This window comes from Microbispora sp. CA-135349 (assembly GCF_050947365.1).
Taxonomy (GTDB): domain Bacteria; phylum Actinomycetota; class Actinomycetes; order Streptosporangiales; family Streptosporangiaceae; genus Microbispora.
Genome location: NZ_CP192001.1, coordinates 8,157,709 through 8,177,233 on the forward strand (window position 1 = coordinate 8,157,709; position 19,525 = coordinate 8,177,233).

Below are 19,525 nucleotides of genomic sequence, written 5' to 3' on the forward strand. Positions count from 1 at the left end.
TGATCAATCCGCTCTGGGCGGCAGGGGAGTTGTGCGGCCGGGTCGAGGCGGTTCATGCGGAAACCGCCGATGCGGTGTCCCTGGTGATCCGCCCGGGGCGGGGCTGGGTCACGCACCGTCCCGGCCAGTGGGTGCGGATCGGCGTCGATATCGGAGGGCGGCGAGAGCGAGGGGGTGCTCATGCCGAGCGGCTGCCGCATGGGCATCTGCCACGGATGCGTCGCCCGCCTTCGTTCCGGCCAGGTACGTGACGTACGGACCGGCCAGATACACGGAGACGCGGGAGACATGATCCAGACCTGCGTGTCGGTGGCGGCCGGCCCAGTCGAGATCGAACTGTGAAAGGAACACGCATGCCTGCCACATTCCATCCGGCGTCTGTCGACACCGAAGGGTTCGGCCGCGAGCTGGACAAGATCCGCGACGAGGTGCTCGCGAGCCTCGGCGAGCGGGACGCGGCCTACATCCGGGATCTCATCGCAGTCCAGCGCAAGCTGGAGCTGGGCGGCAGGGCACTGCTGTTCGCCTCCTGGTTGCCCCCCGCCTGGGCCGCCGGCACGGCGGCACTGGCCGTCGCGAAGATCCTGGAGAACATGGAGATCGGGCACAACGTCCTGCACGGCCAGTGGGACTGGATGCGCGACCCGAAGATCCATTCGACCACCTGGGAATGGGACACCGCCTCCCCCGCCGACCAGTGGAAACACTCCCACAACTTCGTCCACCACACCTGGACCAACGTGCTCGGCAAGGATCGCGACATCGGCTATTCGGTGGTGCGGATCAGCCCGGAGCAACGATGGCATCCGATTTACCTCGCCCAGCCGTTCTACAACGCGCTGCTGGCACTCTTCTTCGAGTACGGCATCGCCATCTACGATCTCGAACTGGAGCGGATCCCGTCGGGACGAAAGGATCCGAAGGACGCGCTGGCCCAGCTCCGCGCGGTGATATCGAAGATACGGCGCCAGATCGCCAAGGACTACATCGCCTTCCCGCTGCTCGCCGGTCCGGCCTTCCTGCCCGTCCTGCTCGGCAACCTGACCGCGAACATGGCACGCAACGTCTGGGCGCACACCATCATCTTCTGCGGCCATTTCCCCGAGGGCGCGGAGGTCTTCACCGAGGACCGGCTCGAAAACGAGACCCGCGGCCAGTGGTACGTCCGCCAGCTACTCGGCTCGTGCAACATCGACGGCGGACACCTCCTCCACATCATGAGCGGCAACCTCAGCCACCAGATCGAGCACCACCTGTTCCCCGACCTGCCCAGCAACCGATACGCCGAGATCGCCCCACGCGTACGCGCCCTGTGCGAGCGGTTCGGCCTCCCCTACACATCCGGCTCACTGGCCCGGCAGGCCGGCTCGGTCTGGAAGCGTGTCCTGCGGATGGCCCTACCGGGGCCGGGCCGGCCATCGGCGGCCGAACCGCCGGCGAGCACGCTCAAGGCCGCGGCATGAGCAGAGCACGGGCGGGTCAACCTGTGGCATGAGAGAGCCCCCCAGGCTCGGCGAGAGTCCCGGGCCGGATGGCCGTCGGATACCGGGAACAAGTCGTGGGCCGGGCGCGTACACGATCAGGCGCCGGCTCCGCACGCGGGCAGGCGTAGCGCGAGAAGAGCGACGTCGTCGGTGGTCCCGTGGGGTATGCGTCGTACGATCTCGTCGCACACGTCCTCCAGTGGGAGGTGAGCTATGGCCGCGACCTGCGCCCGCAGCCGGGCCAATCCGGTGGCCAGGTCGCTGCCGGGACTTTCGACGAGGCCGTCGGTGTAGAGCACGAGGGTGCTCCCAGCGGGCATCGGCTCGACGGCGTCGCGCCTGGTTGACTCGATGCCCAGGCGGAGCCCGAGCAGCAGATCCTGCCCTTGTTCCAGATAGCGGGCATGCCCGTCAGGGGTGACCAGCAGGGGCGGCGGATGCCCGGCGTTGCTCCAGCGCAACCGCCAGGGACCATCTTCGGAGCCCTCCACACGCGCCAAGATCATCGTCGCCATGGGCACGTCCGTGACGGCCGACATCGCCTGGTCCACCCGGTTGACGACCAGGCTGGGCGACACGCAGCGGTCCCACGCCAGCGTACGCACCATGCTGCGCAGCTGGGCCATCTCAGCGGCGGCCGTGATGTCGTGGCCGACCACGTCACCGATGACCAGGGCGGTGACGCCGTCGGGCAGCAGGAAGGCGTCGTACCAATCACCCCCGACCTGAGACCCCACCGGGGCCGGAAGGTAGCGCGCGGCCATCTCAAGGTGGCCCACCTGCGGCAGCGGAGCCAACAGGTGACGTTGCATCATTTCGGCCACCTCTCGTTGCCGGCCGAACAGGCGCGCGTTGCCCACCGCCAACCCCGCGCGACGCCCGATGTCGGTGACCAGCGTCACATCGGTGGCGTCGAAGGGGCGGGCCGGGTCGGTACGCGCCACGGTGAGAGCCCCCAGCACCTGCCGCTGGGTGCGTAGCGGCGTGATGATCGCCGACACCGCTCCCCGGGCCGCGAACAGCTCACGCTGTGCGGTGGCCATGCCGGAGTCAGGTTTGCGGGCTATGTCGCCCGGCCCCAGCAAGACGGTCTCACCTCGATCCAGCACCCGCGCCAGCAGGGAACCGGGAGGCTCGGGCAGCGGGGACCCCGCCGCCTGATCAGCAGGAGGGATCACCACCACCCGCTCCACCTCGTCGTGCTCGACACGCAGATCCACCACCGCCCAGTCGGCCAACCGGGGGACGATCAGCCTCCCCAGCCGTTGCAAGGCCTCGTCCACGTCCAGCGTCTGGGTCAGCACGGACGTGATCTGGGTGACCAGCGTCAGGCGGGCGTTGAAGTCCTCCAACATGGCAAGATGGCCGGCCTGCTGACGAGAGAGGTTCAGCCGCTCGGTGATGTCGGTGAAGACGACGATCAACCCGAGTACCTGCCCGCCCTCCAGTATCGGAGCGGCCGACAAGGAGACCGGCAGCAGGCTGCCGTCACCCCGCAGGAAGGTCGACTCGTCGCCACGCGCCGGACGGCCGTGCTCCAGCACTCCCATCAGCCGACAGATGGAGCGAGGAGTCAGCCCGTCGTCAGCGCCCCTGTGCAGCAGATCGTGGGCATCGGCGCCTAGCATCTCCGCCACGGGACGGCCCAGCAACGCCGCGGCCTGCCGGTTCGCCATAGTGATACGCCCGGCATGATCAGTCAGATAGATACCCGCCCCCGCGCTGTCGAAGGCCGCCTGCAGCAACCTCTGGTCGGGCAGCCCGGCATGGCCATGCGCGCTGGGCAGATGCCGCATCATCGCCGCCCTGTCTTCCTCCGGTCCATCGCCGACTACGCCCTACCCGCCGAACACGCCGAGCACGCGGGGCAACCCGCGGCCATGTCGAGCCAGCCGGCTCCCCTGAAGAAGCCTGAGGATCCCATCTCGACGAGGCGTGGGCAATACTCGTCGAGGTGGCTGGCCCATAGTGGGTCATCCCGGCGAAATGCCGCGCTGAGCGCCTGCACCACGCTTTCGACGCGACCTACCCGCCGACTGTAATGACGGCACCAGTGTCGGCGAGTGCGCAGGGTCGTCGACGAATTCAATGGTCAAGGACGCACGGTTGCTCGGTGGTCGCTCGCGTGTACGGGTACGGCGCGGCACCCAGCGTGATTAGGCGGCAGACTCCCGGGGACAACAGCGGACGAAATGGTAGAAGGCGGCACTAGGCGGCATTGATCAAGGGCGCTTTTAATCCGTCGGTTCAGGGTTCGAGTCCCTGGCGCCCCACCACTCCATACCCCATCCGACCTGGGCTTTCTCGGTCGAGATGGCCCTTGCGGGGAGCAGTTGATCTCGTTTGGTTGCTCGTTGTTCGCTCGCGGGCACGCACCGGGCACACAGTAGATCGTTTAGACGCCGTTCGTCAGGTCAGACGCCAAAGACGACCGACAGAAGACCACAGCCGAAGACCTCTCGGGCCCCTACGCCCGGCCATGGCAAGACAGCTCGTAAAAGATCGTCTGTACACCCCTCGCCTGGTTCACGGCCTTTGAAAGTCCTAAGGATCGTGAGACACATGTGGGGCGCACCTGACTCATGCGGTCAGACCACGGCCTTTCGGGCCTCCTTGACGATCTTGCAAGCCCCGGTCGTGACCAGCCGCGCGATGGCCTGCGCGGACCGGTGATACATCGCAGGCACCGCGCTCTACTGCAGTGATTAACGAGGTCCCTAGTCAAGGTCTGCAGCAGCAGAAGGCGGGCCGGACTTGCCGTGCCCGCCTTCTGTCCTGCTTCCCGCGCCGGCTTACTCAAACTCAGCGAACGGACCGACCTCGTAGTCCCTTTCGACCGGCTTCCAGCCCCTGGCCCCGCCGTACGAACGAGGCTGGTTGCGGGGTGGACGCGGTGCCGGACGAGGCCGCCGTGGGCGCCGGGGTGGCACTGTCGCCCTGACAGGCCGGCTCGGGGCAGGGCGCCGAGCGTAGCGCGGAGCGCGCCTCCACTGCCTGAAATTCATGGCTTTCTCCTTGATTGAACGTTTCGGGCGACCAACACCCTGGTTTGTGGTTATCCAGCGAGCCGCCGAAATGGCGGAGGTGGATGACGACAGCGTGGCAGGCGGGTCAAGGAACTATCAAACTGTGAACGTTAGTCGAACGTTAATGGGTGCGCGAAGCTGCGTGGCATGCTTTCCAAGGTCGGCCGATGGCGCGGCGCACCGCCGCCGGGATGGGACTGATGAGGATGGAATTTCGCGTGCTAGGGCCAGTGGTTGCGCTACGGGCGGGACAGCCCGTCAAGATAAAATCAGAAAAGGCTCTCGAACTTCTGGCCGTCCTGCTGCTTGCGCACGGTCACCGAGCGTCACACGCCGACATCACCCGCTTCCTATGGCCGGACGAGAGTCCGAACGCCAATCGAATTCGTCAGTGTTTTCATCACCTGCGCCAATCCCTGCCGGAGGTCACCGAGCGTAATGAGCGTGGGTTCTGCCAGATTCAGGTCAATCCGCATAGCGTCGACTACGTCCGCTTCAAGGAATTCCGGCGCGCGGCGGACATCGCCGAGGACGCGACGGCACGGCTCAAGGCGCTCACGTCCGCTGTCGTCGAGTGGCGAGGAACGCCCCTGGAGGATCTGCCCGGCAAGGGATTCGAGCAGAAGCGGATTGTGCTCACCGCCGAGTTGCACGATGTCACCGCTGCGTGCGTCCTCACGGAACTGGAGTGCGGGGACACTCTGACTGCGCTCAACCGAGCCCACACGGCGCTGGAGCGTTGGCCGGACAGCGTCACGCTGCTGGAGTTGAAGGTTCGCGCTCTGCGCGCCCTCGACCGACCGGACCAGATCGAACAGCTCCTCGCCTCGTGGGAGCACCGGTTCAGGCGAAGCACCCACCACCTGCTGCTGGCGGACGACGAAAGGCACCCAGGCGGTTCCACAACCGACGTCTTACCCGCGCTGGCCCGCGCGCGGCCTCGGCAGCTCCCGCCACACCCGATCGAGTTAGTCGGCCGTCAGCCCGAACTCGACCGGCTCACGACGACGCTCCTTGGCCGAACGCGCGGCCGCAGCCGGGTTACCGCGCTCGCCGGCCTGCCGGGTGTCGGGAAGACCTTCCTCGCCGTAAAAGCGGCAGCCCTCGTCGAGCAGCATTTTCCAGACGGCGTCCTATACGTTGACCTGTGCGGATTCTCACCAGGAGAGCCGGCACGGCATGGCCCCGTCCTCGCCAGGATCCTGAACGATCTCGGGGTACGTCCCGAGACTCCGACCATGGACGGCATGGTCGCCGCCTACCGGACCGCCCTTGCCGATCGCGCGGTCCTGCTGATCCTGGACAATGCGCGGGACGAAGACCATGCCCGCCCGCTATTGCCCGGACTCGGAGCCAGCGCGGCGATCGTCACCAGCCGTCGACAGATGCACGGGCTAGCGATCAGAGAAGGTGCAGAGCTCATCGATCTGGCTCCGCTCGACCGTCAGGAAGCAGCCGAACTGCTGCGGAACCGGCTGGGCGAGAAGCGGATGCGCGTGGTCGTCCCGTTCCTGGACGACCTGATCGAGCACTGCTGCGGTGTACCGCTGGCGCTGGGCATCATGGCTGCGCGGATCGCGCGGCGCCCGGCACAAGCACTCGGGGGCATGGTCCGGGAGCTTCGGGAGGAGAGTACCAGGTTGCGTTCCCTCGACTTGGGCTCTGAGAATTTGAGCGTCCGGCCGTCGCTGGAGGTCTCCCACAAGTTGCTATCGGCTCCGGCTGCCCGCCTCTTCTGGCGACTCGCGCTCCACCCCGGGCCGACGATCAGCTGGGCCGCGCTCCGAGCGCTTGCCCAGGATGCCGCCCACGCCGTCGACGCGATCGACGATTTGATGCGGATGAGCCTCGTGACCGAACCAATCTTCGAACGTTACGCCATGCACGATCTCGTCCGCGTCTACGCCGCGGAGCTGGCGCAGGCGCAGGATGAGCCTGAGCAGGCCGACGCGGTGGAACGGGTGCTGTCCTTTCTGCTACACAACGCCTGGGCCTGCGACCGTAGGCTGGACCCGGGCCGGCGGCTGCCCATCGGCGCAGCGCACGGCATCGAGGTCATCGCTCCAGCTCACGCGGCGGAGGCGATGTCCTGGTTCGAGGCCGAGTACGCGACCCTGACCGCTGCAGTCAGGCTGGCTGAACAGCACGGCCGCGATCACTACACCTGGTTGCTGCCGATGATCCTAGTGACCTATCAGTGGCGCTCCGGCCGCAACGTGGACGCTTTGGAGTACCTGACCAGCGCCCTCGCGGCCGCCCAGAGAGTGGCAGGTCCGGCGGACGTGGCCATGGTCCATCGAATGCGCGCCGGAACATATCGCGGCCTGGGAAATCTTGCACTGGCGACGCGGGACCTGCGCAGTGCCGTACGCGTAAGTGAGGACAACGGAGACATCCCGGGCGCCGCCATGGGCCGCCACATCCTCGGTGTCGTGCTCCGGGAGAGCGGCGTGCCAGGCGAGGCGCTGGAGCACTTCACCGCTGCCCTGTCCGCATTCACGGAACTCGGTGATCTACTCAATCAAGGGGCCGCGCTTAACGGGATCGGCAGTGCCCGCTACGACCTTGGCCAGTATGACGAGGGCCTGGATTACTGCCGCCGCTCGCTAGCCCTGCTGGACACCACTGAGGATCTCAACGGCAGGGCGTATGCACTGTTCAGCCTGGGCAGGATTCGCGTGGCGCTGGAAGAGTATGAGGCCGCAGTCGCGGATTTCGAGCGCGCCCTCAGTTTGTATCAGTCGCTGACTTACGCGAGCCGGGAGGCCAGAACGCTGGTCTGGCTCGCGGACGCACTCCGCGGCGCGGGCCATCCCCGGAAGGCGGCCGAAGCGATCGACCGGGCTCAGGCCATGGTGCGAAAACTGGGTGAGAGCGATCCGGAAGCAGGCGTCGAGCGATTGAGGTGCCTTCCGTGACCGCGATCTGGTGGTGCACCGCCTCCAAACGGATCAGAGCGCCGACCACCCGATTCGGTAGTAGGCCGTGGGATCGGGCCGAGCGGCCTTTGGAGAGGTGGGAGAGCCAAGTGGAGGGAGCATCGGCCGTAGGGAGCGCAACACCTCTCCCACGCCGTCGGGCCGCTCCCGCGGGTCGACCGCGATCATGGCCAGGCCAAGAGCTCTTAGGTCTTCGGGCATCTCAGCTCGGAAGTTTTTCGGGAAGGCCACGGCCGTGTCGTCGAGCGGAGGTCTCAGACCACTGTACGGCAGCTTCGAGACGACCATCTCGAACAGCATCGCGCCGAGAGCGAACACATCGACCTGTGGAGTCAGCCGAGTCTCAGGGTCGTACTGCTCCGGGGCAGCGTAGCCGGGACTGCCGCAGGGATCGTTGTTGAGCTCGCCGTTTGCGATGGAAATGCCGAGGTCCAGTAGGCGGACCTGACCGTCGGGCTGCACCATCGTGTTGGTCGGTGTGACATCACGATGGACGTATCCGCTGGCATGGAGACCGACGAGGATCTCGCAGAGCTGCGCAACGAGCGACACGGCCGCGGCGGACGGCACCGGCTGATGCGCCGCGATCCAGGACTTGACCGTGACACCATCGACGAACTCCATAACGAGGTATCGACGACCGTGGCCTCCATCGAGATGACCTTCATCGAGAACCCGCGGGATCCCTCGTACATCCAGGACCTTCTCAAGGCGGACATATTCCTTCTCGATGCGCTTGCCATTGTGGAGAAACCAACTCGTGGGCTCGAAGGAGCGGGGGTGTTGGAATTTCACCGCCACTCTCCGCTCGAGATCTTCATCCCACGCGACGAACAGCTCGGCCTCGCCGCCCTTTCCCAGATTTTTCAGCACGCGGTAGCGGCCATTGAGAAGAGTTCCGACAAGCAACGTATCCGCTCCGTACGGAAAGGCGTAGAAAAGTGAGGACATTATGACAGGGAGTTGGCCCCCCGACGGTCTCATCGGGAATCCAGCCGTCGTCGATATCCGCCTCGGTATGTTCGGCCCGGAGCGGTATCGGTGCCCGGCAGCCGACGCGCTCAAGGCTCGCGGACTGCGCCCCCGCGAGCGGGCCGACTGGAAGCCCGAAGTGCTGGAGCCGTTCCTCAACGGCCCGTTCATGGCCGCGGCCGACAGGCTTGAACGGCCGGCGGGCAAGCCGCGTGCTCGGCAGCGCCCGCTGCATGACGGCGTACGTCAGTGGACCCGGCATGCACTGCGGATGTACCGAGAGGCGTTCCCACCGCACCCAGACCTCCGCCCTGCCGCCCGCCCCTGGGTCTACCGGCACCGTCGTCCGATCGGCGACGGCTCGAACACTGTGGAGTACCGGATCACCGCGTGGGGCCGCTGCTTCGAGTCACCCAACGGCTGGCAGCGCGAGCTTCGCCTGCCGGTCAACCGTCTGCGTGCACGCACCGCTGCGGAACGCGCGGTGGCCGCCCTGATTGCAGCGGAGGCAAACCCCGATCCTCGGCTCGAACGGGTCAGAGTCGTGCAGTTCGCCCTGTTGGACGGCCGCACGGATCCGGTCTTCGACGGCACCCGGGACGAGGCGTTGGCTGTGTATCGAGCCGACGGCTCGCCCGCTGTCCGCGCACTACTCGACAACCGGGAATACCGGCCGGGCACCGCTTGCGCCTCGTGCGCCGTCGCCCCTGTCTGCCCGGCACTTCCGCGGGCCGCTGGGCTGCTCGGAATAGCCGATCGGAGCAGACCACGCCGCAGTTGGTCCTCAACCACCGGCAGAGCACACAGGAGCTGTCCGGCCCGCGGTTACCTGCGCGGCCTGCGGCTCCCGGTCGACGACGGCGTGGAGCGAGGCGCAGCCGTTGAGCGCGGGCGGGCAGTCCATGCCTTCCTGGCCGAGCAGCACAGCCGACGACCGCGTACGCCCTGCAGCCCTGAGATCCCGGCGGACTGGGTACCCGAGGGCTACCCGCTCCCCGACGAGGAGCGGCTGCTCGGCGCCAAGCTGCTGCGCCATCACGCCGAGGTGTGCCCGCTACGAACGGCCGAGCCGCAGTCGGAAATCCAGATTGAACCCGGGCTGGCATTGGACGACTCCGACGCCGACCTGCTCGTTCTGGCCGAGCCTGACCTGCTGTATCAGGATGGGGACGCTTGGGTGTGGCGGGAGACCAAGACTTCCGGCAGCAATCGCCGCAGTGGCGACGTGCTGACCACGTACCCGCAACTGGCTCTCGCCGTCCGGATCCTTAGCGGTGGCGTGCTGCCAGGCCCCAGAGGCAGAGGGCGGGTCGAGCTCGAACTGCTGCGCCCCGAGGGCGTCGACCTGCGCATCCTCGACCCGTTCGCACCGGCGACCCAGGCCGCCGCCGAGGCGGCGCTGCGCGAACAGGTGTCAGGCTGGCACTCCGAGACTCTCTTCGAGGCTACGCCCAGCCGCGACTGCGCCGCGTGCGAGGTTGCCAGGTGGTGCTCGAGACGGCAGGTGCAGCCGGCGGAGCCGGAGACAGAGCCGTGACCGGGCACGCACAGACGGACCTCGACCTGCTGGTCGCGGTGGCCCGCGGCGTGATTGACTTGTCCGCTGTAGACCGGCCATCGGCGTTCCGGCTGCCGTACCCGCCTGAACTTCAGCTTGCCTTGGACCGCATGGTGCTGGCGGGGTTGGCCCAGGGCCTGCCTATGCCTGCCGGAGTGCCCGAGCTGCTGTCCTGGTGCCGCGAGCGAGAGCCACCGCAATGGCCGCTGGCGCTGCCGGATGGTCTCCTGACCTTCGGCGCCCGTCTGATCCACCCCACAGCCGGGGAGCCAACCAGGACCTGCGCCGAGCTGACCAGCCTCGGCCCGCACAGCGTCCTGGAGGAGGCCGAGACCTTGTTATCCGGATTGTTCGCCGCCTCGGGAACGGTGGAACGCTTTACGGCGTGCCGCGACTTCCTGATCCGCCGGGCGGTCATCCTCCGCTTCGATCCTGTGGAGGTGCGGCCGACCATGGCCCCAACCTGGAGGCTGGTCAGGCAACTCTACGGCCCCGTGCCCGACCGATTCGCGGTCGATGGGCTACTGCATCGCTGCACCGGCTGCGGGCTGCTCGCCAAGCCCACCGTGAACGGCCCTTGGTGTGAGGGCGGTTGCCTCCAGGCCGAGCGCAAGCTCGAGTCCCATCAACCGGGGCAGGCTCTGGCCCTGCCACTCGCCTTGCGGTTGTTCCTGGCGCTTCCTGGCCGCACCGAGTTGCCCGTCCGCGCGCGGCTCGCGGAGCAACCCCGGCTGCTCCTGCCCGCCCTGGGCGTCTACCGCCTCACCGATCAGAACGGGACGCTACGTGCTTTTCAGGTCCACGACCGGGAGCAGCCTAGGCTCGCCGCCCAGCAGGCGGTTGAGGTCGCCACCCTGCTCGACGAACCGTTGGATGTCGTGGTGCCGGACGACCTAGCGGCGCGCCCCGGGTACCGGCAGGGCTTCGACGACACCCTGGCGACCGAGGCACGGGTGCGCCTACTGTCCGCGAGCGAGTTCACCGCACCACAGCCATCCGATCGCGTAAGGAGGAACGATGCGTAGCATCGCCCAATCCCTAGGCGAGGTGATCCTCGACCTGTCGCAAGCCGCCCCGCAACTGAAGAGCGTCCAATTGGTCTCCCTGTGCGAGATAGAGATCGGATTACTCCTGCACGAGAGGTTCTGCCCGGACGCGCCGGCCGCGGACGCGTGGGCGCTGTTCAGCGGGTTCCCGTTCGCTCGGGCCTGGGGAGCCGTCGACACGGCTGGCCAGCAGACGCTCCGCACGGCGCGGTACACGCTGTGGAGCCGGGGCCGTCGTCTGGCCTGGCTCGAGGCGCTGGAGGAGTACCAGCGGCTCGACCGCCAGCTACGCGGCTATGAGGTCGCCGACCCAGAACATCCGGCCGTCCGGCGCGCCTCGCTGTCGGTGGCGCCGGATCGTTGGAAGACCTATGAGCGGCTGCTGCTGGAGGCCCCGGCGTTCGCCGGACGGCCCGTGACGTTCGCGAAGCCCGGTCGGCACGCTTTCCCTATCGGCCGCAGCCTCACCACCGTCGACCTGCCCAAGCTTGCCATGCCACCGCCAGTCGGCCACGACCTCGCGGACCTACCGGCGAACGGCGGCAATCCGCTCACCTTCTCCAGAAACGAACTCCTGGAGACGGCGGCGTTCATGGACTCGGTCGCCCCTAGGAACTGGACCGGACGGCTACGAGCAATCCACTTTTACACCCGCCAAGCTGACGGCTTTCACGAAGCCGCCACGTTCGAGGTGGCGCGGATCCAGCACCTGCTAGGCATCGTCGGAGCCGGAAAAAGCACCTTACGGGACGTGTTTGCAGTTCATCTGGCCCGTCGGGGCCACCGGACAACCATCGTCGTTGGAGATGTCGCCGAACAGCTCAAGCTGGTCCACTTGTACAACACGTATGTACCCGGCTCGGCCGCACCGGTGCTCGGCGCGTCAGGCCGTCAGCAGCACGCCGAGCGGCTGCACCGCCGGTTGACCGGCCGCAGCGAGCGCAACCTGCTGGCACACGACGATCCAGGGTTCGCGTATCTGAGCACGTCCTGCGCTATGAACGCACTACGTCACGCTGAGGGCCACCCTGCGAACGACCTTCTCGGTTTCGCCGAGGCACCGTGCAGAAGGCTGCAACCGCCCCACCGTAGTGGCGGCTTCGACGACGGCCTGCGGAAGCGGCATTGGCTGGCCTGCCCGTTCTGGTCCGGCTGCCCGCGCCACCACGCCGCCCGCGAGCTGGTCGGGGCACTCATCTGGGTCGCCACACCGGCCAGCCTGGTCGACCCTGCAGTGCCCCACCCGCAGAATTACGAACGCATCCGTTACCTGGAACTCGCCTGCCGCCGCAGCGACCTGGTGATCGTCGACGAAGCGGACCGGGTCCAGATGCAGCTCGACCGGATGTTCGCCCCAGCCATACCGCTGATCGGCGGTGGTCCCGATACCCGATCCTTTCTCGACGAGGTCAACCAGCACCGCATCCGCGAGCTGGCCGGCGCCGGCCGGGTCCAGTTGTCCGACCGGGATGTGGAGAACTGGTCGGCCGCCGTCAACACCACCCAAGCCGCCGCCGATCGGCTGGTCGCCATGCTGGTGCGCGACGTCGACCTGCGTCGCTGGGTCAGGACCGGCTACTTCAGCGCATGGACCCTCCAGCTCCGACTGTTGGAGGAGCGGTACCCGCTGCCAGAGGAGCATGACGAAACGTCGGCCGGGGAAACCGAGCCCGCTGCCAGGCATCCTCACTGGGAGCCGCGACGCCGGCTGACCGAGATCCTCGACGCCTTTCGTGAGAACCCGTTCGGTGATCGACGGCAGCCAGCTGAGGACGGCGTCGAGCTCACGGCCCTGCTCGGTGAACTCCTGCACACCAACTACCGGGAACGTACCAAGATTCGCCTGGGGAAGGTGCTGCGCAAGCTATTTGAGCTCGATCCGCTGTTGGAACGGACTGACGAGGGCTTGAAGCGTTACCAGGAGCTGCGCGCCCGCGTCAACGGCCAGCGGGCACAGGTAGCGGCAGAGAGCGGTAGCGGCCGCAAGGCGGCCAACCGCCGTAGGAAGCACTGGCTGCCAGAGAACCCGAGCGAATGGCTCGACCTGCTGATGGCCCGCTTTGAGTTCACCCTGCTACTCAGTGCATTAGAGCCTAAACTCGCGCTGATCAACGCCATGTGGCCGCGCGTCGCGGCGGCGCTCAACCTGGGTTTCAACGAAATGTACCGCAGGCCGCTCGACTACGGGCCGATGGTGCCGGAAGCGCCGATGGGCAACGTGATCGGTTTTCAGTTCTTGATGGAAGGCCCGGATCTCGGCGGAGTACGCAGCGGAGAACTGCGCTTTTTCCGATGCAGCGGAGTCGGCCGGGAGCTGCTCCGGGCTATGCCCGACCTGCCGAAAGTGGACGGCCGCCCCAGCACCAACGTCCTGTTGATGTCGGGCAGCAGCTGGGCCGGACGCTCCAGCCGATACCACATCCCTGTGCCCGTCGGAGTGATCATTCAGCCGGCCCCAGATGAACTGGGCCGGATCGCCGACCAAAGCGAGTTCCGCTTCGAGTTTGTCCGTGACGACTGCCGCTGTCGCACCCACTGCGGGTGCCACGAGCCCAACGAAGCGCAGCGGCTCTCAGGCGAGCCGATGGACCGGCGGGCCGACATCTTACGGCGGATGGCCATCGCACTCGGCAGGGATGACACCGGCCTCAGTCGACTACAGGAGGAGCTGAGGCTCCTCCCGGAGAGTCGCCGCCACATCCTGTTGCTCGTCGGCAGCTATGAGGAGGCCAGGATCGTGGCGGACACCCTTCACACGCTCAACAAGCGTTGGAAGGGCAGGGTCCGCCGTCTGGTGTCCGACGACGACCCCGACGCTGGCAAGCAGACGGACAACGACGAGCATCACGCACCCGTGCTACGCCGCGGCGACGTCGAAACGCTGGCCGCCACCGACGCCAACATCTTGGTGGCACCCTTGCTGGCAGTGGAGCGCGGACACAACATCCTGGACCTCGACCGTGAGCACGCCGCGATCGGGTCGATTTACTTCCTCGCCCGGCCCAACCCGCGTCCCGACGATCTCGGTCTCGCTGTGCACGCGATCAACGACTGGATCGTGCGGGCCATCGATAGCGGAGAGTTCGACGGATGGGTTCGGGGTGAGCACACCCTCGGCCTTGGTGCCCGCAAGGTCAGGGACCTGGCACGTTCCCAGTGGTACCAGGTGCTTGCCAGGAGCATGGCGTGGAGCCGCCTGGGTGACCACCGGGAACAGGTCACCTGGGACCTGCTCGTGCTGATCTGGCAGGTGATCGGCCGCTCCGTGCGCGGCGCGGTGCCCACCCGAGTCGCCTTCGTCGACGCCGCCTTCGCGCCCAACCTGGCCATCGGCCAGCCGGACACACCGCAGACCAGTCTCCTGCACAGTATCCACGCGGTGCTGCAGCCCTATTTCACGCCAGGTATCTCGGAGCCTGAGGCGGACCGCCACATCGTGCAGGCGCTCTACCGGCCGATGTGGACAGCGCTTGACCGCTGCCTCACCGAGTCCACCGACGAAGGGACTTCCGCATGTACCACCTGATCAGTATGACTGCTTACGAACCAGATCCGGAGACCGGGCCTTGGGCCGAGCAGTACCGCGTCATCGGCTTTCCCAAGGAGTGGCGGACCGAGTTCATGGACCTCTACCGGCGACGGTGGAGCCGCAGGGAACAACCCGTTAGCCTGCCGGTCAGCAGCCTTAACGACCTGCTCCGGGCCACCGCCCCAGGCCTGGTGGCCACCGGCCGCGGAGCGGGTGGCAGTGCCGAGGTGCCCTGGTTCTACGCGTCCGAGGAGATGCCAGCCGAGGTGATCGCCCCGCTGCTGGCCTCCTGGGTGATGACGCTCCCGCCCAGCACTGACCCGGGCTCCGACCGCGCGGCCGACCACCAAGTCGCCCTGGAGCGGACCCTAGCACTCATCGACCAGTACACCCCGCGGTGGCAGCACGAGTCAGTAGACCTCACCGCGGCGACAGCCTCCCCGGGCGGCACAGCCCAGCCGGACCGGAGGCTCTACCGCCTGCTGCCCGAGCGAATCGGCTCCATGCTCGCCGCCCGCCCACTGCACCTCGACGGCACCGACCTCTCCTTCCGTCTGGTTTCCCGCGACCAGGGGGTCGAGCTGGTCAGCTGGCCTCCGCAGACGTACACCCGGGGAAAACGCACCTGGTACTACTCGGGACTGGTGACAGTCACCGTTCAGACAGTGCCGTTCGCCGAGCGGTTCCGTGTGCACGTTTCGTACGGAATCCGGCGCTGGGTCACCGGATCCCCTGTCCATCTTCCTGAGGGGCGCGGCGCGACCGTCCTGCTCGACGCGCCGTTGCCTTGGCCAGGCGCCCAGGCCCCACGCCGACGGCTAGCCATCAACACCCTGGCCTTCGACCGTCGCCTCGGCATGCTCGCCTGGAGCCGGCGCAGTCTCGTCGACCTGCTGCCCGAACTGGATGTGCTGCACGCCTACCCCAAACCCGCCGAGCTGACCACCCAACCAGTCGACTGGCTGGAGGGTCAGGACGGAGTCGCGGCAGGCATCGTTCACAGCACTACGATGGGGCGTCACGGTATCGGCAGCGGGCTCATGCCGCTCGAACGGTCACTGCTCGACCATTGGGTCGAGGACTGCCTCCGCCCCTTCTTGCGCCGAGTGTCCCCCCTGGAACGCGTGCATCGCACCTCCAAGCCCATCCTGTTGCCCACCACGTCGACGAAGGACCAGGAGAAATTGGCGCTGCGCCTCCAGCAGCGCATGCAAGCCCGCCGCAACGCGGTGCGCGCGGCACTTGACGGACAGCCGCTGCTGGTGGATGTGCTCTGGCAAACCGAGGAGACCCGGGACGAGCTGGTCGGCGCGCTCTGTGAGTGGCTAGGAATTTCGGCTGGCCTCGCTACGGTGGATGGCGACCACGAGTGGCGAAACGGCGACCTGCACGTGCTGCTCAGGACAAGGCCGCTTCGGACCCTGGGTGCCCCTCTGCCGATGAGCCGCGGATCCAGCCAGTCACGAGCCCAGATGCTGGCCGAAGCCGTCCGGCAGCGGGCGGCGCAAATGACCGCCGAGCTGGGGCGCCAAACAGTGCCGATTGGACTGGCGCTCGTGGAGACGCTCGGGCCCGAGCGTTTCACGGCACAGGACTCCGACCCCAAGAGCGCCCTGCGACACGGCTGCGCCGCGGCAGGCCGGGTCAGCCAGTTCATCGTCGTACCGGAGGACTCCGACAGTCCTGTGGCCTTGCGCGCCCGTTCCGCGGTGGCTGACGGCATGCGCCAGCTGGGCGCCGTAGTGCCGCCCGAGCAGCGGCTCGATGAGGCGCTGGCGGACGACCTGCAGTACCTCGCCGTCTGGCACGTCCGCAGGCAGGCCAACGGCCCGACTAGACATGCCGGGCAGCACCTGGTCGCCCTGCGGATACGCCCACGCGATCCGGCCCATCCCGTGCGCGGTTGGGACGACGCCCGTAAGGAGTGGGTGCCATACGCCCAACTGCTGCTCACCCTCGCCGCCGACAGCGCCGCGTCACGGACTCGATCAGGCTGGCCAGTCACGACGACAGAAAACCGACGTGATGAGGTCGAACGCCAGATCAAATCACTGCTCTACCAAGTGCGTGACCGGCCGACGTTACTCCTGGTGAACAGCGGGAACATGCGTGGGACATGGCCGGGTCTCAACAACGGCCAGCTGGTCAAGGACACGCTCACGTTCAACGGGGAACCGGCCACCCGGCTCGCGCTCTACGGACCAGACCTGCGTGTGGTGCTGCTCCGTGACGCCAACAGCCGCGAGGAGACGTCCCAGTGGTACGCGCCGGGTAAAACCGAGGAAGCGACACCGGGGTTCTCCGAAGGTCTCTGGGTGGCACAGGACGCACGCCCGGACAACCGGGTATTCATCAGCACTGTCGGCAAGCCGCCGACCGCGGGCACCGTACGGACTGACATCCTTAAGCTGGTCCCCGACGAGAAGTGGCCACACGCCCCGGCGGCCACGGCTTGGAACCCGCAAGCCTTGGAGCTCACTGTGCTGGGCTGCGTGTCCGAGGCAGCCCTGACGGCCGCCGAGTTCACTGACAGGGCCCCGGACCGTCCCTCTGTGGTCGCAGCGTCCGCCCATCAATTGCGCTTCCACGACGAGTACCACCCACTCGCTCTCCCACTCCCCTTGCATCTGGCGAAACTTGCTGAGGAGTACGTCCTGCCGCTCGCCCCGTCCGCGACTGCTGCAACCGAGCGCAACTCCGCGTAACCCCGGGACTGGCACTGGCTGGCTATCTCTTTGTTCTCCGGGTTGTGGCGGCGCGTCCTGGCGCCAGAGACGGAAACAGAGGATCTTCACGGGTGTCGTCCAGGAAGGCCACGAGTTGCGGAATCGTCCACACCGCCCCCCTGAGCCTCTCTCTCCTGTGGCCTTCCACGCCGCCACCCAGCGGTCGGTCCACACCTGCGTCCTTGGACGAGGCGCGGGCGGGTAACCTCAGAGCGCGGGCGGGATTACCGTCGCTCAGACCTTCCCGGGCAGCCTCGTTCAGGGTGGCCCGTAGCGTGGCACGGATCCGCTCCAGTGTCGCGGTCGCCAAGGGTCTGCCGTATCGGGTTCTGGCGGCCAACGCAATGGACATCCGCCATACATTGCAGTGAGGCAGTTCCGACAGCACGATTCGCCCCAGCGCCGGGGCCAGGTGCAGCCGGACGTGATCCGCGTACCTCCGACGCGACCCCCAGGTATACTTATTGCTATACTCCAGAGGTGGCCGGAGAGGAATGGGACGTCTACGTCGTAACCGAGGTCCGCGAATGGATCGAGCAGCTCGATGACGGCACCCACGCCAGGGTGGTGCAGGCCATCGACGCACTCGCCGAAGGTGGCCCTGGGCTGGGACGGCCGCTGGTCGATACGATCAGCGGATCATCGATTCAGAACCTAAAGGAACTCCGGCCCGGCACGGTACGCATCTTGTTCGCCTTTGACCCGTGGCGCTCCAGCATCCTGCTGGTCGCTGGCGACAAGGCCGGGCGGTGGAAAAGCTGGTACGAGGAGGCCATTCCGCTGGCCGAGCACCGGTTTGAGGTCTATCTCAAGGAGCGCGCTCAGCAGGAGGAGGGCAGATGAGCGGGTACGTTCGCTGGAATGACATTCGGGCGGAGCATGTCGAGCGGGCCGGCGGAGAGGAAGCGGTCGAAGCCGGTAAGCGGGAGCTTCTGGCCGAGGTCCAGGGGCATCGGCTGGCGGAGATCCGCCGTAGCCGCGGCCTGACTCAGCAGCAGGTGGCCGAGCGCATGGGGGTCACCAAGGGGCGCATCTCTCAGATCGAGCAGGGCAAGATCTCTGGCCAGGACATTTTGGCCCGCTATGCGGCCGCTCTCGGAGGCCGACTTCACCAGTCGATCTACTTCGATGACGGTGATATCGCCGCAATCGCTTGACCAACTCGATCAGAACGTAGTGCTGGGCGCGACGAGCCGACTTCGGCGACCACCCCGTATGTGGGGTGCATGAGCAACCCGGCGATGGTCAAGCGATCCGTGTTCGCTCGCGGGTTGCTCGCCCCATACAGCACGGCACACGGTGTCATCGCCCGGCAGAGCGGCGGGGAGGATGGCGAATGAAACGGCGCGGTACGCCACCGGGCGATCCTGATCAAGGCGCTTTTGATCCGTCGGTTCAGGGTTCGAGTCCCTGGCGCCCCACCAGCGAAAACGCCGCTTGTAGATCTTGATTGTCGGGGCCGTACAGCCACGTTTTACAGCCAAGGGGGCCGGAATCCCATCCCTGGAAGTCCGGCCCAGGCTCGCTAGAAGCGATCACCCGAACAACTGTTTGGCGACCGCATCGACCGCCGCCCGCTCGATGTCCGGGAGCACATGAGCGTACGTGTTCATGGTCAGTGCGATCTGGCTGAGCCCGAGCGTCTTCATAACTGTCCGAGGCGAGGCCCCGCAGGCCAGTAGATAAGACGCGCAGGCGTGAGGTAGATCGTGCAGCCGTAGCCACTCGAAGCCGGCCTTTGCTCTCGCCTTCCGCCATCGCGTACCGCTGGTTTGATCAAAGGTAGCTTCCGAACCGCTCGTCAATGCGCTCGAGCGCGGCCACCGGTAGGCAGAAGTAGAGCCAGTCCGAGCCGCCGTCCTCACGAACAGCCACGCATCCGCACACAACCTGATGACCGGTCGGAAGGGTGACCGTACCTCGCAGGAAACCGAATTCGGCCAGTGACGAAACGGTGCAGGCGACCTCGTCCTGCTCCTCGGGCTCACGATCGCGATGGCCGTAGCAGCCCTCGACAGCGGCCGCTCGCCAGAGCGCCGACAGCGTCCCTTGAAGGCGTTCATCGCTGGTGCCGCCGATCTCAATGGCCAGTTCGTACCATTCACCGGACCAGTTCTCACGGTCGGTGAACGAGGTTGGGTTGTTCACGTTGAGGACTCCCGGCGAGGTGGTTGGTATGACTTTGCGGCAACAGATCATCGCCTGCCATCCCCGGCCGCTGCTGTCCATCGCCACGGCGTGCAGT

Annotated in this window: 13 protein-coding genes; 9 read left to right on the forward strand and 4 right to left on the reverse strand. The window is 66.8% G+C overall.

Going from position 1 to position 19,525, the window contains the following annotated elements:
- Nucleotides 1-198: 198 nt before the first annotated feature.
- Complete coding sequence (locus ACQPZZ_RS37540) at nt 199-342, forward strand: hypothetical protein (protein WP_432934673.1); 144 nt, start codon at nt 199-201, stop codon at nt 340-342.
- Nucleotides 343-353: 11 nt separating this feature from the next.
- Nucleotides 354-1,463, forward strand: a complete 1,110-nt coding sequence (locus ACQPZZ_RS37545) for a fatty acid desaturase family protein (protein ID WP_432926956.1) — start codon at nt 354-356, stop codon at nt 1,461-1,463.
- A gap of 116 nt (nt 1,464-1,579) precedes the next feature.
- Here the strand turns inward: ACQPZZ_RS37545 and ACQPZZ_RS37550 are convergent, their stop codons facing one another.
- Nucleotides 1,580-3,283: a SpoIIE family protein phosphatase gene (locus ACQPZZ_RS37550; protein ID WP_432926958.1), complete on the reverse strand. Its 1,704-nt coding sequence runs from the start codon at nt 3,281-3,283 to the stop codon at nt 1,580-1,582.
- Nucleotides 3,284-4,677: 1,394 nt separating this feature from the next.
- On the opposite strand from ACQPZZ_RS37550, the gene ACQPZZ_RS37555 reads away from it, so the two are divergent.
- Nucleotides 4,678-7,428: an ATP-binding protein gene (locus ACQPZZ_RS37555; RefSeq protein ID WP_432926960.1), complete on the forward strand. Its 2,751-nt coding sequence runs from the start codon at nt 4,678-4,680 to the stop codon at nt 7,426-7,428.
- A gap of 33 nt (nt 7,429-7,461) precedes the next feature.
- Here ACQPZZ_RS37555 and ACQPZZ_RS37560 read toward each other — a convergent pair whose 3' ends face one another.
- The gene (locus ACQPZZ_RS37560; protein ID WP_432926962.1) at nt 7,462-8,400 is read right to left on the reverse strand and encodes a serine/threonine protein kinase; all 939 of its coding nucleotides are present in this window, start codon (nt 8,398-8,400) and stop codon (nt 7,462-7,464) included.
- Between the two features lie 67 nt (nt 8,401-8,467).
- On the opposite strand from ACQPZZ_RS37560, the gene ACQPZZ_RS37565 reads away from it, so the two are divergent.
- The 6 genes from ACQPZZ_RS37565 (at nt 8,468) to ACQPZZ_RS37590 (ending at nt 18,437) form a co-directional block, all read left to right on the forward strand.
- A complete protein-coding gene (locus tag ACQPZZ_RS37565) occupies nt 8,468-9,958 on the forward strand; it encodes a PD-(D/E)XK nuclease family protein (protein ID WP_432926964.1) in 1,491 nt (496 codons plus the stop codon).
- Entirely contained in the window at nt 9,955-11,004 is a 1,050-nt protein-coding gene (locus tag ACQPZZ_RS37570) for a hypothetical protein (RefSeq protein ID WP_432926966.1), read from the forward strand. Before ACQPZZ_RS37565 ends, ACQPZZ_RS37570 begins: the two co-directional genes overlap by 4 nt.
- Nucleotides 10,997-14,551 (forward strand): hypothetical protein, encoded by a 3,555-nt coding sequence (locus ACQPZZ_RS37575; protein WP_432926968.1) that lies wholly within the window; start codon nt 10,997-10,999, stop codon nt 14,549-14,551. The genes ACQPZZ_RS37570 and ACQPZZ_RS37575 overlap by 8 nt, the downstream gene beginning before the upstream one ends.
- Entirely contained in the window at nt 14,539-17,259 is a 2,721-nt protein-coding gene (locus ACQPZZ_RS37580; protein ID WP_432926970.1) for a pPIWI_RE module domain-containing protein, read from the forward strand. The genes ACQPZZ_RS37575 and ACQPZZ_RS37580 overlap by 13 nt, the downstream gene beginning before the upstream one ends.
- A 501-nt stretch (nt 17,260-17,760) precedes the next feature.
- Nucleotides 17,761-18,123 (forward strand): type II toxin-antitoxin system RelE/ParE family toxin, encoded by a 363-nt coding sequence (locus ACQPZZ_RS37585; protein ID WP_432926972.1) that lies wholly within the window; start codon nt 17,761-17,763, stop codon nt 18,121-18,123.
- On the forward strand, nt 18,120-18,437 hold the full coding sequence (locus tag ACQPZZ_RS37590) for a helix-turn-helix domain-containing protein (RefSeq protein WP_432926974.1): 318 nt from the start codon (nt 18,120-18,122) through the stop codon (nt 18,435-18,437). Before ACQPZZ_RS37585 ends, ACQPZZ_RS37590 begins: the two co-directional genes overlap by 4 nt.
- Before the next feature lie 378 nt (nt 18,438-18,815).
- Here ACQPZZ_RS37590 and ACQPZZ_RS37595 read toward each other — a convergent pair whose 3' ends face one another.
- Together ACQPZZ_RS37595 and ACQPZZ_RS37600 are read right to left on the reverse strand one after the other, a co-directional pair.
- Nucleotides 18,816-19,145 carry a tyrosine-type recombinase/integrase gene (locus ACQPZZ_RS37595; protein ID WP_432926976.1) on the reverse strand — a complete coding sequence of 110 codons (330 nt, stop codon included), beginning with the start codon at nt 19,143-19,145 and terminating at the stop codon, nt 18,816-18,818.
- Entirely contained in the window at nt 19,057-19,515 is a 459-nt protein-coding gene (locus tag ACQPZZ_RS37600; protein WP_432926978.1) for a hypothetical protein, read from the reverse strand. Before ACQPZZ_RS37600 ends, ACQPZZ_RS37595 begins: the two co-directional genes overlap by 89 nt.
- Nucleotides 19,516-19,525: the final 10 nt, after the last annotated feature.